Below are 17,131 nucleotides of genomic sequence, written 5' to 3' on the forward strand. Positions count from 1 at the left end.
CTCAAACTCTCGCTTACTGTATTTGTCGCCACATGATACGACGGCTGCCACCGCCGCCCTTTTCATTGATTATCGTGAGCTTTCCACTGGTGTCATACACACCCTTTTTCGTAGCATTCGGGTTTATAAACGCCACGTTCGGAATGCCGTCAGCGAAACTCACGCCGCTGGAGATTGAGTCATTGTTGTCGACCAAACTATCGCCACCAGTATCAATCACCGCATAGTTGAGCATCTTACCGCTGAACGCCTCGAGTTCGACCAACTTGCCCGTACCAAAACTCGCACAAGGATCGGTGGTATCGACAATGGCCGTGGTGAAGACGATACGGCCAAGCACGATATTCGCTTGATTGATCACCCGTTCGCCGGTCAACACGTTGTTGTACACCAATGGCAAATACCAGCCCTTCTCCCCAGGATATGTCGTGTCATTTTGCGTCGTGGTCAGAAACTGCCCGGAGCTGCCAGAAAATGATCCGGTAATCGCCTGCGCCTGCAAACTGCTGACAGTGATGTTCCCTGAACCGCCATCGGCATCCCATACCGAATAGAACGCCTGCAAATCCTTGTTGGTCTTGTCGGCCGTTTCATTGAATTTGCCAGTGCCGACAAAGATCTGTTTGCCGCCCAATGCGTTATCCGCCAGCAGCGGCTGCGCGGTAATCGGCTGTGTCGCCCCGCCCGCCGTGGTGAACAGCGGTTTACCGGAAAACGCCACGCCCCAGCTGTCCGTCGATGTCGCGCTCAGATCAAATTTCCACAGGCGCCCTTTCAAATCCCCCCCATAAGCGGCCTGGACGACATTTGAAGAGTTGACCTTGAGTTTTACCGAGGACAAACCGTTAGTGGTTTCCGTGCTGTCGATGACGATTTTCTTGATCAGCGAACCATCGCGCACATCCAGCACATACAGGGCGGCCACACCGGAGTTGCTACCGTAACCATTCGAGATGAACGCCGCCCAACGACCATCGGCCAAGCGTGCCACTTCCGGGCGGGCGTAGGCGTAACCCAGATCATTAAATGCGTTGGCGGTGTTGGCCGCGGACGGCGCACTGACCTCCCATAACGCTTTGATCACATTGCCCGCAGAAGCATCAAACAGCTGCAACCCGTAGAACGTTTTACCCCCGGCACCGGCGCCACCAATGGCCAGGGTTTTCCAGGCCGTGCCGGACTGCGCGTCGAACACCCCGACCTGACCGTCGACGAGAAATTTGTGGCTGACACCGTTGATATAGGTCGGATCAGCAATCAGCCGTAGCGACGGCAACACACTGGACGGCATGTAGGCATAGCGTCGGGTGCCGTTGACCGAGTTGATGACGTTGACGAAACCGTCATTGGCATTCACCACCAGGCTGGAGTTCATGTTGGCAGCTTTGGTGGTCAGGTATGAGGTGTAAGTGGTATCGCCGGACAAGTCCGCAGCGGTCTTGTCCGTGGGGGCCGCCAGCACCAACGGCGAGTTGATGATGTCCCCGAGCAACACATTGCGTACCTTAAGCCCGGTTTTGTTGGTGCCTTTGCTCCACTCCACCAGGTCATTGCCCGTAATACCCGTGGGCAGACTCTGGCTGAGCGTCGTCTGTTGCGCAGGGGAAAAGTTGCCGTAAGCCAGCGTCACGGCGGCGCTGCTTGTGGTGTTCCATGATTGATACGTCGGCGCGGTCGCCCCCGGCACGATGGTTGTGTCAGTCGTCCAGAGTGCGGTAGAAGTATTCACCACCCCGGCCGACGTAAAACCGAAAGACTTGATGGTGCCTCGCCAATCCTTGGGATCATAAGTGGTTTGGTAAAAACTGCTGCCACTGGTAAGTGTTCCAACGCTGGCAACAGCTGCGCCGCCGGATCCAGCCTTGGAAGTAATGTCACTCAACGCCGACGACAGCGCCGCATTGAGCCCGGTACTGTCCGTCGCCTGGTAGTACTTCCCCTGCCCATAAGCGGCGGCATCGGAGAGCATGTCGTTATCGGCGGTGAACCCCACGGTGTAGGTGTTCATGTTCTGCTTGGGAAAATCCACCGCGTTCCAGCTCTTGCCTGCGGCGTCCGTACCGGTCGAACGCATGTCGATGTCGAAGGCGAATTTGGCGATGTCATCCAGATACAGCGTGTCCCCTTCACCGTCACCGTTGAGGTTGTTGCCGTCATTGTTGACGCCATCCCAGTTTGGCAAACGGCTACCGCCCAACGGGTCGTTAGTCGGGAAGGTTCGGTCGAAAGTAGGTAGACCGTCGGTGATCACCACTCCATAGTTTTTCTGGCAGCGGTACTGAATCGGGCTGGTGTAGGTGCTCGGCGTGCTGTTGTAGTACGGCGCCATGCCGCGCATGTAGCGAGTGATTTCGTAATAGGTTTCCGCCAACGGCGTGTTGGCCACTGCGCTCAAGCCGTTGATCGAGGAGATCAGCGCGTTGTAATTGCTGTCGGCCTGGGCCTGAGTCACGCTACCTGACACCGGCGACAGATCGCTGATCGCGCGGGCAATGAAACCACCATTGCCGGAGTTGTTACTGGTGGCCGGATTGAACGTCGACAGGCCAATTCGCAAGGTGCGGTTGCTGCTGACCAAAGCGGTTGAAACGTTGCGCGCGACGTTGATGCGGTAGTCGTTGGGAATCGCCCCGGTGGTGAAATCACGTGTACCGTTGTTGATGGCCAGGCTGACCACATAGGAAATGTAATCCCCCGAATACCGCGTGTTGCCGCTGCCCACCGGATCCGGCAGTTTCAGGCACAACGGCGCCAGACTGTTGTTATAGAACGCATAGGCACCGCCGGAACAGCCTGATGTCGGCAGGCTCGACAGAAAGATCGTGTCGCCGGTGATCGTCGTCGAACTCAGGCACAAACCGAGCAAGGCATTACATTGTCGGGCCGGCGTGCGATCAACCGTCGGATCGAATCCGGCCGCATAAATGATGCTGTTCATACTCCCCGAATCGTCGATCAGCAGCATGACGTTGGGTGATACCGCCGCCGCACTCAGCAGCGGTGAATCGGAAGGCGTGAACGCATAGGCCGGTGCCGCCAGATAAAAGCTCATCAGCATGCCGATCAATAGTGATATGCAGCGCTCAATACTTCGCATAAACACTCTCCACCACGCTACGCGAAGTGCCGGCGATGCCGACCGCTGTAACCCGATACAACGTCGCCGAGGTGTTGCTCGGCACGTTCACGGCAGTGAGCGTGGTGCCGATGTTCTGTACTCCATAGAAACCATTGCCGGCGGCGATCCAGGTCACCCCGGAAGTCGAGTTGAGCCCCGCCGAACTGACCACTGATGACTCCGCCGGCGGTGCGCATTGATTGGTGCCGCTGCAAACGGCCAGCGCATAGCTGTCCAGTTGCACAGCGCTTTCCCCCACACGCAAAGCCGCTTCAGCGGTCTGGAACGATTGATTGCGCAGACTCACGCTGCCGGCCATTTTTTCCTGCAGGTTGGCGCTCTGCATCGACGACAGACCAATCAACGTCAGCAGCAACAGGAACACCAGACTCACCAGCAAGACCATGCCGCGCTGCGTCTGACGGGTGTGGAGAGAGATCTTCATCGTTCCCCCCTCACTGCAAGCGGTTGCGCAAAGCGGCAACCACGTTGAAGGTTTGACTGCGCACCCGATTGTTCGGATCGTTGAGGGTCAGGCTCAGCCGCACACTGCGAATGCGCGCCGGATCGGCGGGGTTGGCGCTGTAGGTCGAGGCCGCCACATCCGTTGCGGAACTGGCCAGACCAAACGTCACGGTGAACGCATTGACATTGTTGACCAGCACCTGCTGGGTCGGCGTACCACTGCCGGTCCCCATGAGAATCTGATTGTTGCTGAAGCTGTAGATCAGGCGCCGGATCGGGAACGCGATCTGCCCGCTCGCCGGGGAGCGCAAGCCGGTATAGGCCGTTGCACTGTTGCGGCAATCGGAGACCACGGTCCAGGTTGGCGTGCCCCCGCCGCTGCCGATATCGGCGGTGACCAGCGTCAGTTTGAGGTTGGCATTGTCCCAGTTGATCGGCGTGACCTGCGCAGCATTGAAGTCGCCCGCACTGCTCGAATCGGTAATGGTGCCAAGACAGCCGAACATCCCGACCATGCGAATTTCCTGAATCATTTTGCTCAACACAAACCGTGCGTCTTCCTGCATCGCCGCAGCAGTGTTCTGGCTGACATAAGTATTTTTCGCCGCGATGAAAATCTGCACCACCCCCAGCACCACGATCAGCCCCAGTGCCAAAGCGATGAGTAATTCGATCAGACCGAACCCACGATTTTTCTGCTTCATGGCGTGGCCACCGGATCAACCGCAGCGCGGCTGGTCAGGACAAAACTGCGCTGGGCGCTGGCGGTGTTGGCGGCTCGCGCATCGCTCCAATTGATGGTGATGGTGTAGACCCGCTGATTGAGGGTGATACTGCCAGTCGCGGTCGGACCACCGAAGTTGACGATGTTGGTGGTGAAATCGTAGAGGTCCTGATCGCGGGCGACGCTCAGATTGCCCGACGTCGGCGGTGTGCCGGTGTAGTCGGCGCCGGAGTTGGCGCGGATGCGGTCCATCATGTCGTAGGCGATGAAACTGGCCTGACTGGTCATCCGCGAGCTGTCGGTGTACTTCAGTGCATTCAGCTGAACCGCCGCCGCACCCAGCAGCCCGACCGTCAGAATCAGCAACGCGACCAGCACTTCGATCAGCGTCATACCCTGCTGTATATGTTGACTCCCTGCCCTCATCCGCACGTTCCACCCAATTGAATTCGTCCGTTCAAACACACGTTCAGCGTCCTGCTTTGCGTTCCCAGCGTGTAACTGATCACCACCGCTGTCGACGGTGCCGCGAGACCGCCGAGGTTATTGAAATCCAGCGCGGTCACTCCAGAGGTTAGCGTCAGAGTGGCACCGCTGCTCATTGCCGGAACAACCCGCAACACATTGGCCGAAGTGCCAGTACTGTCATAGACCGCCAGTTCACCGGTCCAGACGCTGCCACCAGCGGTTGGACGCAAGCGCAGCGTCGTGCCACGGTCGATGGCTTCGAGCCTGGCGAAATTGATCGCCCGTTGCAGGTCCCCCATCTCGGTATCAGCCTTGCTGCCCTGTATCGATCGAGTGAACGCCGGCACCGCCAGAGTGATCAGGATCACGAAGATCGCGAGTGCGACCAACAACTCGATCAGCGTGAAACCTTTTGTACGAAGATCCATCGATGCCCTCCGTTGCCGTCGGCTATACCTGCTTCTACACGCTAGAACATTCAACCGGCCCGCGTCGGTTGATTTGCCCTGCCCGGCGCACAGAGCGCGTCGTTCATCACACTCCACGGAGGGAGTTTTCATGCCGCAACAAGGTTTCAGCCTGATCGAACTGCTTATGGGACTGGCGATTGGCGCAATTGTTCTGCTGCTGGTCAGCCCGGCGTTTGCCAAGCTCAGAGAATCGAATCAGCGTGATCAGGCGGCGCAGTCTTTGCTCGATGGCCTGCGTAACGCTCGCGGCATGGCCATCACGCGTAATCAGAGCGTGGTGATTCATGGCATCAACGGCGACTGGAGTCAGGGCTGGCGGATCATTCTGGATATCAACGGCAAGGGGCCGAAAGACAGCAGCAATCCGCTGCTGCAAGAAAGTGTGAGCGACACACAGGTGCCGATTGTCGGCAATTGGTCAGTGAGTCGTTATGTACGTTTCAGCAGTCTGGGGCAACCACTGATGCCCGGACGGGCGTTTCAGGCAGGGACATTACATATCTGTGCGACTCACGAACCGGTCAGCCAACTCCAGGTGGTGCTGGCGGCGACCGGTCGCGTGCGCCTGAGCAGCAAAAGCGCTGAACAGACGTTGTGTCAGAAAGCAAAAAGCATCAAATCGAACGGACGCGCAGCTCTTTAGGCATCGAGAACGTGATGTTCTCTTCGCGCCCTGCCAGCTCATCGGCACCGGTGGCGCCCCAGGCCTGCAGTTGCTGGATCACGCCGCGCACCAATACTTCCGGGGCGGAGGCGCCGGCGGTGATGCCGATACGCTCAACGCCATCGAACCAGCTCTTTTGCATGTCTTCGGCACCGTCGATCAAGTAAGCCGGCGTGGACATGCGTTCGGCCAGTTCACGCAGACGGTTGGAGTTGGAGCTGTTCGGGCTGCCGACCACCAACACCACATCGCATTCGTCGGCCAGTTGCTTCACCGCGTCCTGCCGGTTTTGCGTGGCGTAGCAGATGTCATCCTTGCGTGGGCCGCCGATGGCCGGGAAGCGCGTGCGCAGGGCATCGATGACGCGACTGGTGTCGTCCATCGACAGCGTGGTCTGGGTGACGAATGCCAGTTTGTCGGGGTTATGCACCTGCAACTCGGCAACGTCTTTCTCGTCTTCGACGAGGTAGATCGCGCCGCCATTGCTGGCATCGTACTGGCCCATGGTGCCTTCGACTTCCGGGTGACCGGCGTGGCCGATCAGGATGCACTCACGACCGTCGCGGCTGTATTTCGCCACTTCGATGTGCACCTTGGTGACCAGCGGGCAGGTGGCGTCGAATACTTTCAGGCCACGGCCGGCGGCTTCGGTGCGCACAGCTTGAGATACGCCGTGGGCACTGAAGATCACGATGACGTCGTCCGGCACCTGATCCAGCTCTTCGACGAAGATCGCCCCACGACTGCGCAGGTCCTCAACGACGAATTTGTTGTGCACCACTTCATGACGCACGTAGATCGGCGGCCCAAAGACTTCCAGGGCGCGGTTGACGATTTCGATCGCCCGGTCCACGCCGGCGCAGAAGCCACGGGGGTTGGCGAGTTTGATTTGCATGCTGTGCCTCGTGTCTTGCGCGCGAAAACAATGAATAACTACTGTGGGAGCGAGCTTGCTCGCGAAGGGGGCGTCACCTTCAACATCTCTGTTAGCTGACACACCGGTTTCGCGAGCAAGCTCGCTCCCACATTTGACCTTATACAGCCAGTTACAGCGCTTTGACGGAAATGATTTCCACGTCAAAGGTCAGCGTCTTGCCCGACAGAGGGTGGTTGAAGTCGATGGTCACTTGCGTGTCATCGAACTCTTTCACCACACCCGGCAGCTCAGTATTGGCCGCATCGTTGAAGATCACCAGCAAACCCGGCGACAGCTCCATATCGACGAACTGCGAACGTGGAATGATCTGCACGTTCTGCGGGTTCGGCTGGCCGAAAGCGTTTTCCGGCTCGACGGTCAGCGTGCGCTTGTCGCCGGCCTTGAAGCCGAACAGCGCCGCTTCGAAACCCGGCAGCAGGTTGCCGTCGCCGACCTTGAAGGTCGCCGGGGCTTTGTCGAACGTGCTGTCGACGGTGTCGCCGTTCTCCAGGCGCAATGCAAAGTGCAAAGTGACTTCCGTGTTCTGGCCGATGCGTTGCTCAGCCAATACCTGTTCAGTCATGAACGGCTTCTCCGGTCTTTTTACTTTTGAACATATCCAGTGCCAGCATCACCGCACCAACAGTGATGGCGCTGTCGGCAAAGTTGAACGCCGGGAAGTACCAGCGGTTCTGCCAGTGCACCAGAATGAAATCGATCACATGGCCCAAGGCAATGCGGTCATACAGATTGCCCAGTGCGCCGCCCAATACCAACGCCAGCGCGACGGCCAGCCAGGTTTCGTTGCGGCCCAGACGCTTGAGCCAGACCACCAGTACCGCACTGACCACAATCGCGATCAGGGCGAACAGCCAACGCTGCCAGCCTGAACTGTCAGCCAGGAAGCTGAAAGCAGCGCCGGTGTTGTAGGCCAGGGTCCAGCTGAAGTAATCGGGAATGATCACGATCTGCTGGAACATTTCGAGCTTGCCTTCAAAGTAGAACTTGCTGGCCTGGTCGATGACCAGAACCAGCAAACTCAACCACAGCCAGCTCAACCGTCCGAAACGGCCAACGGCATTAGGCATAGTGACGAACCTCGCCAGCGCCGCTGATGTTGTCGACGCAACGACCGCAGATTTCCGGATGCTCCGGGTTCACGCCAACGTCTTCACGGCAGTGCCAGCAACGGGCGCATTTCGGGAAGGCCGACTTGACGATCTTCAGCTTCAGGCCGCTGACTTCAGTCACTACCGCATCAGCCGGAGCCTGTACAAACGGCGCAACACTGGCGGTCGAGGTGATCAGGACAAAGCGCAGCTCGTTGCTCAGCTTGGCCAGATCGGCGCTCAGCGCGTCTTCGGCATACAGCGTCACTTCGGCTTGCAGGTTGCCACCGACAGCTTTCGCCGCGCGCTGGATTTCCATTTCTTTGTTGACCGCTACTTTGACCGCCATGACGCGTTCCCAGTAGTCGCGGCCCAGTTCAACGTCGGCCGGCAGTTCGGTCAGACCTTCGTACCAAGTGTTGAGCATCACCGATTCGTTACGCTCGCCCGGCAGGTATTCCCACAGTTCGTCGGCGGTGAAGGCGAGGATCGGCGCGATCCAGCGCACCAGCGCTTCGGAGATGTGGAACAGCGCGGTTTGCGCCGAACGGCGGGCCTTGCTGTTGGCGCCAGTGGTGTACTGACGGTCCTTGATGATGTCGAGGTAGAAACCACCCAGCTCCTGCACGCAGAAGTTGTGGATCTTCGAGTAGACGTTCCAGAAACGGTATTCGCCGTAGTGTTCTTGCAGCTCGCGTTGCAGCAGCAAGGTGCGGTCGACCGCCCAACGATCCAGCGCGAGCATTTCTTCAGCTGGCAGGATATCGGTAGCCGGGTTGAAACCGCTGAGGTTCGAGAGCAGGAAGCGCGCGGTGTTACGGATACGACGATAGGCGTCCGCACTGCGCGTCAGGATCTGATCCGATACAGCGATTTCGCCCGAGTAATCGGTCGAAGCGACCCACAGACGCATGATGTCGGCGCCCAGCGTGTCGTTGATCTTTTTCGGTTCGATCACGTTTTTCAGCGACTTGGACATCTTGCGACCTGACTCGTCGACGGTAAAACCGTGGGTCAGCAGTTCGCGGTACGGCGCGTGGTTGTCGATGGCGCAACCGGTCAGCAGCGACGAGTGGAACCAGCCACGGTGTTGGTCGGAGCCTTCCAGATAGAGGTCGGCACGCGGGCCACTCTCGTGACCCATCGGGTGCGAACCGCGCAGGACGTGCCAGTGCGTGGTGCCCGAGTCGAACCAGACGTCGAGGGTGTCGCTGATCTTGTCGTACAGCGGCGCTTCGTCGCCGAGCAGTTCGGCAGCGTCCATCTTGAACCAGGCTTCGATGCCTTCGACTTCAACGCGTTTGGCGACTTCCTCCATCAGCTCAACGGTGCGTGGGTGCAGCTCGCCGCTTTCCTTGTTCAGGAAAAACGGGATCGGCACGCCCCAGTTGCGCTGACGCGAGATGCACCAGTCCGGACGGTTGGCAATCATCGAATGCAGACGCGCCTGGCCCCAGGCCGGAACGAACTTGGTGTCTTCGATGGCTTTGAGCGAACGTACACGCAGGGTGTCGCCGCTGGTTGGCTCTTTGTCCATGCCGATAAACCACTGCGCGGTGGCGCGGTAGATCAGCGGGGTCTTGTGGCGCCAGCAGTGCATGTAGCTGTGTTCGATGACGGTGGTGTGCATCAGCGCACCGACTTCGGTCAGCTTGTCGACGATGGCCGGGTTGGCCTTCCAGATGAACTGGCCGCCGAAGAATTCCAGCGACGGCGCGTACACGCCGTTGCTCTGCACCGGGTTGAGGATGTCGTCGTTGACCATGCCGTATTTCTTGCAGGTCACGAAGTCGTCCACGCCGTAGGCCGGAGCGGAGTGAACCACGCCAGTGCCAGCGCCCAGTTCGACGTAGTCAGCCAGATACACCGGCGACAGACGGTCATAGAACGGGTGGCGGAAGTTGATCAGCTCGAGTTCTTTACCCGTGGTGGTCGCGATGACCGAACCTTCCAGGCTGTAGCGAGCCAGGCAGGCTTCGACCAGCTCTTCAGCCAGCACCAGCAGCTTGTCGCCGACATCCACCAGTGCGTAGTTGAATTCCGGGTGAACGTTCAGAGCCTGGTTGGCCGGGATGGTCCACGGGGTGGTGGTCCAGATCACGATCGACGCAGGCTTGCCCAGCGACGGCAGACCGAACGCGGCAGCCAGTTTGGCTTCGTCAGCGATCGGGAAGGCCACGTCGATGGTCGAGGACTTTTTGGTCTCATACTCGACTTCCGCTTCAGCCAGGGCCGAACCGCAGTCGAAGCACCAGTTCACAGGCTTGAGGCCCTTGAACACGAAACCGCCCTTGACGATTTCAGCCAAAGCACGGATTTCACCGGCCTCATTCTTGAAATCCATGGTCTTGTACGGGTTGGCCCAGTCGCCCAGCACGCCGAGACGGATGAATTCGGACTTCTGCCCTTCGATCTGCTCGGTGGCGTAGGCACGGCACAGTTCGCGGGTCTTGTCCGCGCCCAGGTTCTTGCCGTGGGTCACTTCAACCTTGTGCTCGATCGGCAGGCCGTGGCAGTCCCAACCCGGAACATAAGGCGCGTCGAAACCTGACAGGGTCTTCGAGCGGATGATCATGTCCTTGAGAATCTTGTTCAGTGCGTGACCGATGTGGATCGTGCCGTTGGCATACGGAGGACCGTCGTGCAGAACGAACTTCGGACGATCCTTGCCAATCTCGCGCAACTTTCCGTACAGGCCAATACTGTCCCAGCGCTGCAGAATCTGCGGTTCGCGCTGTGGCAGGCCGGCCTTCATTGGGAAGGCGGTGTCCGGAAGGTTAAGCGTGGCTTTATAGTCGGTCATTTAAGGCTCTTCATTAGCGATGGGCGCTAGGTGCGGCTAGTGCACGGGCGGTGGCGACATCCGCATTGATCGCCGTTTTCAATGCCTCCAGGGAGGCGAAGCGCTGCTCTTCACGCAGCTTTTGGTGGAAAACCACCGTCAAACGCCGGTCATACAGATCGCCGGCAAAATCTAAAAGATGCACTTCAAGGTGGGCCTTGCCATCACCTTGTACCGTGGGCCGCACGCCAATATTGGCGACGCCGGGCCAGGTCTTGCCGTCGATGTCGACATCCACCAGATACACCCCGGTGAACGGCACGCGACGACGCTTGAGTTGAATGTTGGCAGTGGGCGTACCCAGTTGCCGGGCCAGTTTCTGGCCATGCAGCACGCGACCGGCAATGCGGTACGGGCGACCGAGCAAACGTTCGGCCAAGGCAAAATCGGCGGCGGCCAACGCGTTGCGCACTTGCGTGCTGCTGACACGAATGCCGTCCAGCTCGACGGTCTGCGCTGCTTCAACGGAAAAACCGTGCATCTGCCCGGCCTGCAGCAGGAAGTCGAAATCGCCGAGGCGATCGCAACCGAAGCGGAAATCGTCACCGACCTCCAGGTGCTGCACACCGAGGCCATCAACCAGGATGGTATCGACGAATTCACTGGCGCTGAGTTTGCTCAAGCGCTGGTTGAATGCCAGGCACAACACCCGGTCAACGCCTTCAGCGGCCAGCAGTTGCAGCTTGTCGCGCAACCGCGCCAGACGCGCCGGCGCAGTCTCGGGGGCAAAGAATTCCCGTGGCTGCGGCTCGAAAATCACCACGCAGCTGGGTACGCCCAACTCGAGCGCACGCTCACGCAGTCGGGCCAGGATAGCCTGGTGACCACGGTGAACACCGTCAAAGTTGCCAATAGTGGCGACGCAGCCCCGATGCTGGGGGCGCAAGTTGTGGAGGCCTCGAACCAGCTGCATAACGCGCTTCTTGCTCATAAAGTGGTCGATTATAACCACACCCGACGGCCGACGACAGGCAACACCGTAACGCAAAGTGAACGAGCCGACAAAACTGCCGGCCCGCGCCTGTTTATAAAGGGTAAAACCTCAGCTCAAGGCCTTGCGATTGAAATCGCGCAGGCGGAAACCCAGCAGCAGCAACATGCCGAAATAGGACACCACGCCCGCCGCGACCAAGGCGCCCAGACGCAGGAAGCGCTCAAGCATGTGCCCCTGATCCCATGCGGGCATGAAATGCATGCCGAGCAGCAGCACTGCCGACATCACCGCCACCGCGATCACCAGTTTGAACCCGAACTTGGCCCAGCCCGGCTGCGGCTGATACATCTGCTGCTTACGCAACTGATAGAACAGTAAACCGGCATTGAGGCACGCGCCGGCACTGATCGCCAGCGCCAGCCCGGCGTGGGCCAACGGACCGATCAATACCAGGTTGAACAACTGAGTGCAGACCAGGGTGAAGATTGCGATCTTTACCGGCGTACGAATGTTCTGTTGCGCATAAAAGCCCGGTGCGAGCACTTTGATCACGATAATCCCGAGCAGACCGACAGAATAGGCAATCAGTGCGCGCTGGGTCATTTCGGCGTCGAAACCGCTGAACTGGCCGTACTGGAATAGCGAAACGGTTAGCGGCTCGGCGAGAATCCCCAGCGCCAGCGCACAGGGCAGCACCAGCACAAAGCACAGACGCAGGCCCCAATCGAGAATCCGCGAGTATTCGTGGCGATCCTTGCTTGCATAGGTTTTCGCCAATGTCGGCAGCAAAATCGTGCCCAGCGCCACGCCGAGCACACCGGATGGCAACTCCATCAAACGGTCGGCGTAGTACATCCACGACACCGAACCCGCGACCAGAAACGAGGCGAAGATGGTGTTGATGATCAGCGAAATCTGGCTGACCGAGACGCCGAGAATCGCCGGCAGCATCTGCTTCATCACGCGCCAGACGCCGGTATCGCGCAGGTTGAGGCGCGGCAGCACCAGCATGCCTATCTTTTTCAGGTGCGGCAGTTGATAGAGCAACTGCGCCAGGCCGCCGACCAGTACCGCCCAGCCGAGGGCCATGACCGGTGGATCGAAGTACGGCGTGAGGAAAAGTGAAAACACGATCATGCTGACGTTAAGCAGGGTCGGCACAAAGGCCGGCACCGAGAAGCGGTTCCAGGTATTGAGGATTGCCCCGGCCAGCGATGACAGGGAGATCAGCAATATATAGGGGAACGTCACCCGCAGCAGATCGGAGGTAAGCTGGAATTTTTCCGGCGTATCGGTAAAACCCGGGGCCGTGGCCCAGATCACCCAGGGGGCGGCGATCATGCCCAGCGCAGTGACAACCGCCAGCACCAACGTCAGCAAGCCCGATACGTAGGCAATGAACGTGCGCGTCGCCTCTTCGCCCTGCTGGCTTTTGTATTCGGCCAGAATCGGCACGAATGCCTGCGAGAAAGCGCCCTCGGCGAAGATCCGCCGCAGCAGATTGGGCAGTTTGAAGGCAATAAAGAAGGCGTCCGTCGCCATCCCGGCGCCGAATGTGCGAGCAATCAGTGTGTCACGGACAAACCCCAAAATCCGGGAAAGCATCGTGATAGAGCTGACGGCGGCCAACGATTTGAGCAGATTCATTGAGGGAATTTGTGCCTGTCGATAAACAGCAGGCGAATTAAGCGCCTACTTATGCGATACTCCGCGCCGCAGCAGCACAGAGCCAAAGCTCGCGAGTTTACAGGTCAAGCGCCGGAAATAAATATCCCGCCTCTTTATACCTACCACTTAGCGGAACGTTTCAAGTGCCCTTGACAAGACTTCTCTTCATCGGCATGATTCGCGGCCTATTTTGTTTGCTATTTCCTAAAAAGTCTTTCGAGGAGCTCGACGGTGGCCAACTCACCTTCCGCCAAAAAACGTGCAAAACAGGCTGAGAAGCGTCGCAGCCACAACGCCAGCCTGCGTTCCATGGTTCGCACCTACATCAAGAATGTAGTTAAAGCCATCGACGCAAAAGACGCTGAAAAAGCTCAAGCTGCATACGTTCTGGCTGTGCCAGTTATCGACCGTATGGCCGATAAAGGCATCATCCACAAGAACAAGGCTGCTCGTCATAAGAGCCGTCTGAATGGCCACGTCAAAGCGCTGAAAGAAGCTGCTTAATCGACGTAGTCATTAAAAAACCGACCTCAGGGTCGGTTTTTTATTGCCTGTGATTTGGTAAATCCAGCGCAAAAAAAATGTGGGAGTGAGCCTGCTCGCGAATGCGATCTGCCAGTTGATAGCTCTATCGACTGACACGACCTCTTCGCGAGCAGGCTCGCTCCCACATTTGTATCTGCGGTGTTATTGCTGGACGGGCACCCACGGCAGGATCGGGATCGCGGTCACCGCATTCTGCGGACTGCCTTCGATCAAGCGATCGCTGTAGACCAGATACACCAGCGTATTGCGCTTCTTGTCGAGGAAACGCACCACCTGCATGGTTTTGAATACCAGCGAAGTGCGCTCCTTGAAGACCTCATCGCCATCCTTCAGATCACCCTTGAACTTGATCGGGCCGACCTGACGGCAGGCGATCGATGCTTCTGCGCGATCTTCAGCCAGACCCAAACCACCCTTCACACCGCCAGTCTTGGCGCGCGACAGGTAGCAGGTAACCCCTTCGACTTTGGGATCATCGAAAGCCTCGACCACAATGCGGTCGTTCGGGCCGACGAATTTGAACACTGTCGACACCTGGCCGATTTCCTCGGCCGAGGCCAGCAATGGCATCGCCATCAGCAAGCCCAACAATCCTTTCGCTAAACGCATCGAATTTTCCTTAAACCAGAATCAGGTTGTCACGGTGAACCAGCTCAGGCTCAGCCATGTAACCGAGCAAACCGACAATCGCATCCGACGACTGACCGATGATTTTTTGCGCTTCCAGCGCACTGTAGTTGGCCAGGCCTCGGGCGATCTCACGACCGTCCGGCGCCACGCAGACCACCATTTCGCCGCGACGGAAACTGCCCTGCACCAATTTGACACCGACCGGCAGCAGACTTTTGTTGCCCTTTGACAGCGCCGACACCGCACCATCATCCAGCACCAGCGTACCGCGAGTTTGCAGATGCCCAGCCAGCCACTGCTTGCGCGCCGCGAGCATGCCGCGCTCAGGCGACAGCAACGTGCCGATGCGCTCGCCCGCCTTCAGACGATCGAGCACGCGCTCAAGACGCCCACCGACAATAATGGTGTGCGCACCGGAACGCGCCGCCAAACGCGCCGCTCGCAATTTGGTTTGCATACCGCCACGACCCAGCGCACCGCCCGTGCCGCCAGCTACCGCATCAAGACTCGGATCATCGGCACGCGCTTCGTAAATCATCTGCGCATCGGGGTTATTACGCGGATCGGCATCGAACATGCCGTCGCGATCAGTGAGAATCACCAACAGATCAGCTTCGACCAGGTTGGCCACCAGCGCCGCGAGCGTGTCGTTGTCGCCGAAACGGATTTCGTCGGTGACCACGGTGTCGTTTTCGTTGATCACCGGAATGACTTTCAGCTCGACCAGTGCGCGCAGGGTGCTGCGGGCATTGAGGTAGCGCTTGCGATCGGACAGGTCGTCGTGAGTCAGGAGAATCTGTGCAGTGTGCCGGCCATGCTCGGCGAAGCTCGATTCCCACGCCTGCACCAGACCCATTTGGCCAATCGCTGCCGCCGCCTGGAGCTCATGCATCGCACTGGGTCGTGCGGTCCAGCCCAAACGACTCATGCCGGCCGCCACCGCCCCGGAGGACACCAGCACCAACTCGACGCCAGCCTCATGCAAGGCCACCATCTGCTCGACCCAGACACTCATTGCCGCGCGATCCAGCCCTTTGCCATCAGCTGTCAGCAAAGCGCTGCCGATCTTCACGACCCAACGCTGCGCACCTGTCACCTTGCTCCGCATCATCTTCAACCTTAGCTTGAGGGCAGCGCGACCCAGCGCCGCCCATGACGTTATTTGTGACTTGCGATTTCCAGATACTAAAACGCCGCTCGATTGAGCGGCGCTTAAGTTTACTGCAACGAATCAGTCACGCACGTAAATGATTTCCGGACCGTCTTCGTCATCCACATCTTCTTCGTCCCAATCATCGTCGCCGATGTCATGAACCGACTTCACGCCGCTGCGACGCAGGGCACGCTTGTCATCCAGCGCCTGCAGTTGCGCACGGGCTTCGTCTTCGATGCGCTGATCGAGATCGGCCAGCTCTTCCTTGTAAGCCGGATCGGCAGCAAGGCGATCAGCACGATCTTCCATGTAACGCATGATGTCGTGGCACAGACGCTCGGTACCAATCTTGGCGATGGCCGAGATCACGTAGACCGGACCGGTCCACTCGAGACGATCAACGATTTCCTTGACGCGCTCTTCGTGATCCTCTTCGAGGATCTGATCGCACTTGTTCAGTACCAGCCAGCGATCACGCTCCGCCAGGGACGGGCTGAACTTGATCAGCTCGTTAACGATCACTTCAGCGGCATCCGGTGCGCTGGAATCATCCAGCGGCGCCATGTCGACGAGGTGCAGCAGCAGACGCGTACGCGCCAAGTGCTTGAGGAAGCGAATGCCCAGACCAGCACCGTCGGAAGCACCTTCGATCAGACCCGGGATATCCGCAACGACGAAGCTCTTCCAGCGGTCAACGCTGACCACGCCGAGGTTCGGCACCAGCGTGGTGAACGGGTAGTCAGCAACTTTCGGCTTGGCGGCCGACACCGAACGGATAAAGGTACTTTTACCGGCGTTCGGCAAGCCCAGCAGACCGACGTCAGCCAGTACTTTCATTTCCAGTTTCAGGTCGCGCTGCTCGCCCGGCTTGCCCGGAGTGGTCTGGCGCGGCGCACGGTTGGTACTGGATTTGAAACGGGTGTTGCCCAGACCGTGCCAGCCGCCCTGCACTACCATCAGTTTCTGGCCAGCCTTGGTCAGGTCGCCAATCACTTCCTGGGTAGCAGAGTCGATCACCGTGGTGCCGACCGGCACGCGCAGGATCAGGTCTTCACCTTTTTTACCGGTGCAATCGGTGCTGCCACCATTGGAGCCACGCTCGGCATCGAAGTGCCGGGTGTAACGGTAGTCGACCAAGGTGTTGAGGTTTTCGTCAGCCATCATGTAGATGGAACCGCCGTCACCGCCATCACCGCCGTTCGGGCCACCGTTTTCGATGAATTTTTCCCGACGGAAACTCATGGCGCCATTGCCGCCGTCACCAGCCTTTACGCGAATCGATACTTCATCAACAAACTTCATAACCAACGCCTCTCGCCATACGGACGAGCCGAAAAACAATCAAGACATAAGACTCTTGCAAAAATGAGCGCAGCGACCCCAAAACACGACCTGCATCGCACGCCGACAGCCCATACAAACAG

The 17,131-nt window shown here is 58.7% G+C and carries 16 protein-coding genes; 2 read left to right on the top strand and 14 right to left on the bottom strand.

Features of this window, described 5'->3' with window-relative positions; genetic code table 11:
* Positions 1 to 13: 13 nt before the first annotated feature.
* The 5 genes from ACZZ0G_RS07290 to ACZZ0G_RS07310 are packed head-to-tail and all read right to left on the bottom strand — an operon-like array spanning position 14 to position 5,203.
* Positions 14 to 3,097: a pilus assembly protein gene (locus tag ACZZ0G_RS07290; protein ID WP_463555741.1), complete on the bottom strand. Its 3,084-nt coding sequence runs from the start codon at positions 3,095 to 3,097 to the stop codon at positions 14 to 16.
* Positions 3,084 to 3,563, bottom strand: a complete 480-nt coding sequence (locus tag ACZZ0G_RS07295) for a pilus assembly PilX family protein (protein WP_463555742.1) — start codon at positions 3,561 to 3,563, stop codon at positions 3,084 to 3,086. The genes ACZZ0G_RS07290 and ACZZ0G_RS07295 overlap by 14 nt, the downstream gene beginning before the upstream one ends.
* Positions 3,564 to 3,573: 10 nt before the next feature.
* The gene (locus ACZZ0G_RS07300; RefSeq protein WP_463555743.1) at positions 3,574 to 4,287 is read right to left on the bottom strand and encodes a PilW family protein; all 714 of its coding nucleotides are present in this window, start codon (positions 4,285 to 4,287) and stop codon (positions 3,574 to 3,576) included.
* The gene (gene pilV / locus ACZZ0G_RS07305; protein WP_463555744.1) at positions 4,284 to 4,733 is read right to left on the bottom strand and encodes a type IV pilus modification protein PilV; all 450 of its coding nucleotides are present in this window, start codon (positions 4,731 to 4,733) and stop codon (positions 4,284 to 4,286) included. The genes ACZZ0G_RS07300 and pilV overlap by 4 nt, the downstream gene beginning before the upstream one ends.
* On the bottom strand, positions 4,730 to 5,203 hold the full coding sequence (locus ACZZ0G_RS07310; protein WP_463555745.1) for a GspH/FimT family pseudopilin: 474 nt from the start codon (positions 5,201 to 5,203) through the stop codon (positions 4,730 to 4,732). The genes pilV and ACZZ0G_RS07310 overlap by 4 nt, the downstream gene beginning before the upstream one ends.
* A 130-nt stretch (positions 5,204 to 5,333) precedes the next feature.
* On the opposite strand from ACZZ0G_RS07310, the gene ACZZ0G_RS07315 reads away from it, so the two are divergent.
* Positions 5,334 to 5,888 carry a GspH/FimT family pseudopilin gene (locus ACZZ0G_RS07315; RefSeq protein WP_463555746.1) on the top strand — a complete coding sequence of 185 codons (555 nt, stop codon included), beginning with the start codon at positions 5,334 to 5,336 and terminating at the stop codon, positions 5,886 to 5,888.
* Here the strand turns inward: ACZZ0G_RS07315 and ispH are convergent.
* The 6 genes from ispH to murJ form a co-directional block, all read right to left on the bottom strand.
* Positions 5,860 to 6,804, bottom strand: a complete 945-nt coding sequence (ispH, locus tag ACZZ0G_RS07320) for a 4-hydroxy-3-methylbut-2-enyl diphosphate reductase (RefSeq protein ID WP_463394854.1) — start codon at positions 6,802 to 6,804, stop codon at positions 5,860 to 5,862. The two genes, ACZZ0G_RS07315 and ispH, sit on opposite strands and share 29 nt — an antisense overlap.
* Before the next feature lie 151 nt (positions 6,805 to 6,955).
* On the bottom strand, positions 6,956 to 7,393 hold the full coding sequence (gene fkpB / locus ACZZ0G_RS07325) for an FKBP-type peptidyl-prolyl cis-trans isomerase (protein ID WP_174244532.1): 438 nt from the start codon (positions 7,391 to 7,393) through the stop codon (positions 6,956 to 6,958).
* A 7-nt stretch (positions 7,394 to 7,400) separates the two neighbouring features.
* Positions 7,401 to 7,913 carry a signal peptidase II gene (gene lspA / locus ACZZ0G_RS07330; RefSeq protein ID WP_007909836.1) on the bottom strand — a complete coding sequence of 171 codons (513 nt, stop codon included), beginning with the start codon at positions 7,911 to 7,913 and terminating at the stop codon, positions 7,401 to 7,403.
* Positions 7,906 to 10,737, bottom strand: a complete 2,832-nt coding sequence (ileS, locus tag ACZZ0G_RS07335) for an isoleucine--tRNA ligase (protein WP_463555747.1) — start codon at positions 10,735 to 10,737, stop codon at positions 7,906 to 7,908. The genes lspA and ileS overlap by 8 nt, the downstream gene beginning before the upstream one ends.
* A 13-nt stretch (positions 10,738 to 10,750) precedes the next feature.
* A complete protein-coding gene (gene ribF / locus ACZZ0G_RS07340; RefSeq protein WP_463555748.1) occupies positions 10,751 to 11,689 on the bottom strand; it encodes a bifunctional riboflavin kinase/FAD synthetase in 939 nt (312 codons plus the stop codon).
* 129 nt (positions 11,690 to 11,818) lie between these two features.
* Positions 11,819 to 13,357 (bottom strand): murein biosynthesis integral membrane protein MurJ, encoded by a 1,539-nt coding sequence (gene murJ / locus ACZZ0G_RS07345; protein WP_463555749.1) that lies wholly within the window; start codon positions 13,355 to 13,357, stop codon positions 11,819 to 11,821.
* Positions 13,358 to 13,609: 252 nt separating this feature from the next.
* Between murJ and rpsT the strand changes: the two genes are divergently transcribed.
* Positions 13,610 to 13,882: a 30S ribosomal protein S20 gene (gene rpsT, locus ACZZ0G_RS07350; RefSeq protein WP_003228351.1), complete on the top strand. Its 273-nt coding sequence runs from the start codon at positions 13,610 to 13,612 to the stop codon at positions 13,880 to 13,882.
* A gap of 183 nt (positions 13,883 to 14,065) precedes the next feature.
* Here rpsT and ACZZ0G_RS07355 read toward each other — a convergent pair whose 3' ends face one another.
* From ACZZ0G_RS07355 to cgtA, 3 genes are all read right to left on the bottom strand, one after another.
* A complete protein-coding gene (locus ACZZ0G_RS07355) occupies positions 14,066 to 14,533 on the bottom strand; it encodes a CreA family protein (RefSeq protein WP_007909822.1) in 468 nt (155 codons plus the stop codon).
* 10 nt (positions 14,534 to 14,543) lie between these two features.
* On the bottom strand, positions 14,544 to 15,662 hold the full coding sequence (proB, locus tag ACZZ0G_RS07360) for a glutamate 5-kinase (protein ID WP_160060141.1): 1,119 nt from the start codon (positions 15,660 to 15,662) through the stop codon (positions 14,544 to 14,546).
* A gap of 123 nt (positions 15,663 to 15,785) precedes the next feature.
* The gene (cgtA, locus tag ACZZ0G_RS07365; protein ID WP_064392401.1) at positions 15,786 to 17,009 is read right to left on the bottom strand and encodes an Obg family GTPase CgtA; all 1,224 of its coding nucleotides are present in this window, start codon (positions 17,007 to 17,009) and stop codon (positions 15,786 to 15,788) included.
* Between the last annotated feature and the right edge of the window lie 122 nt (positions 17,010 to 17,131).

Source organism: Pseudomonas sp. AC169 (assembly GCF_979258515.1).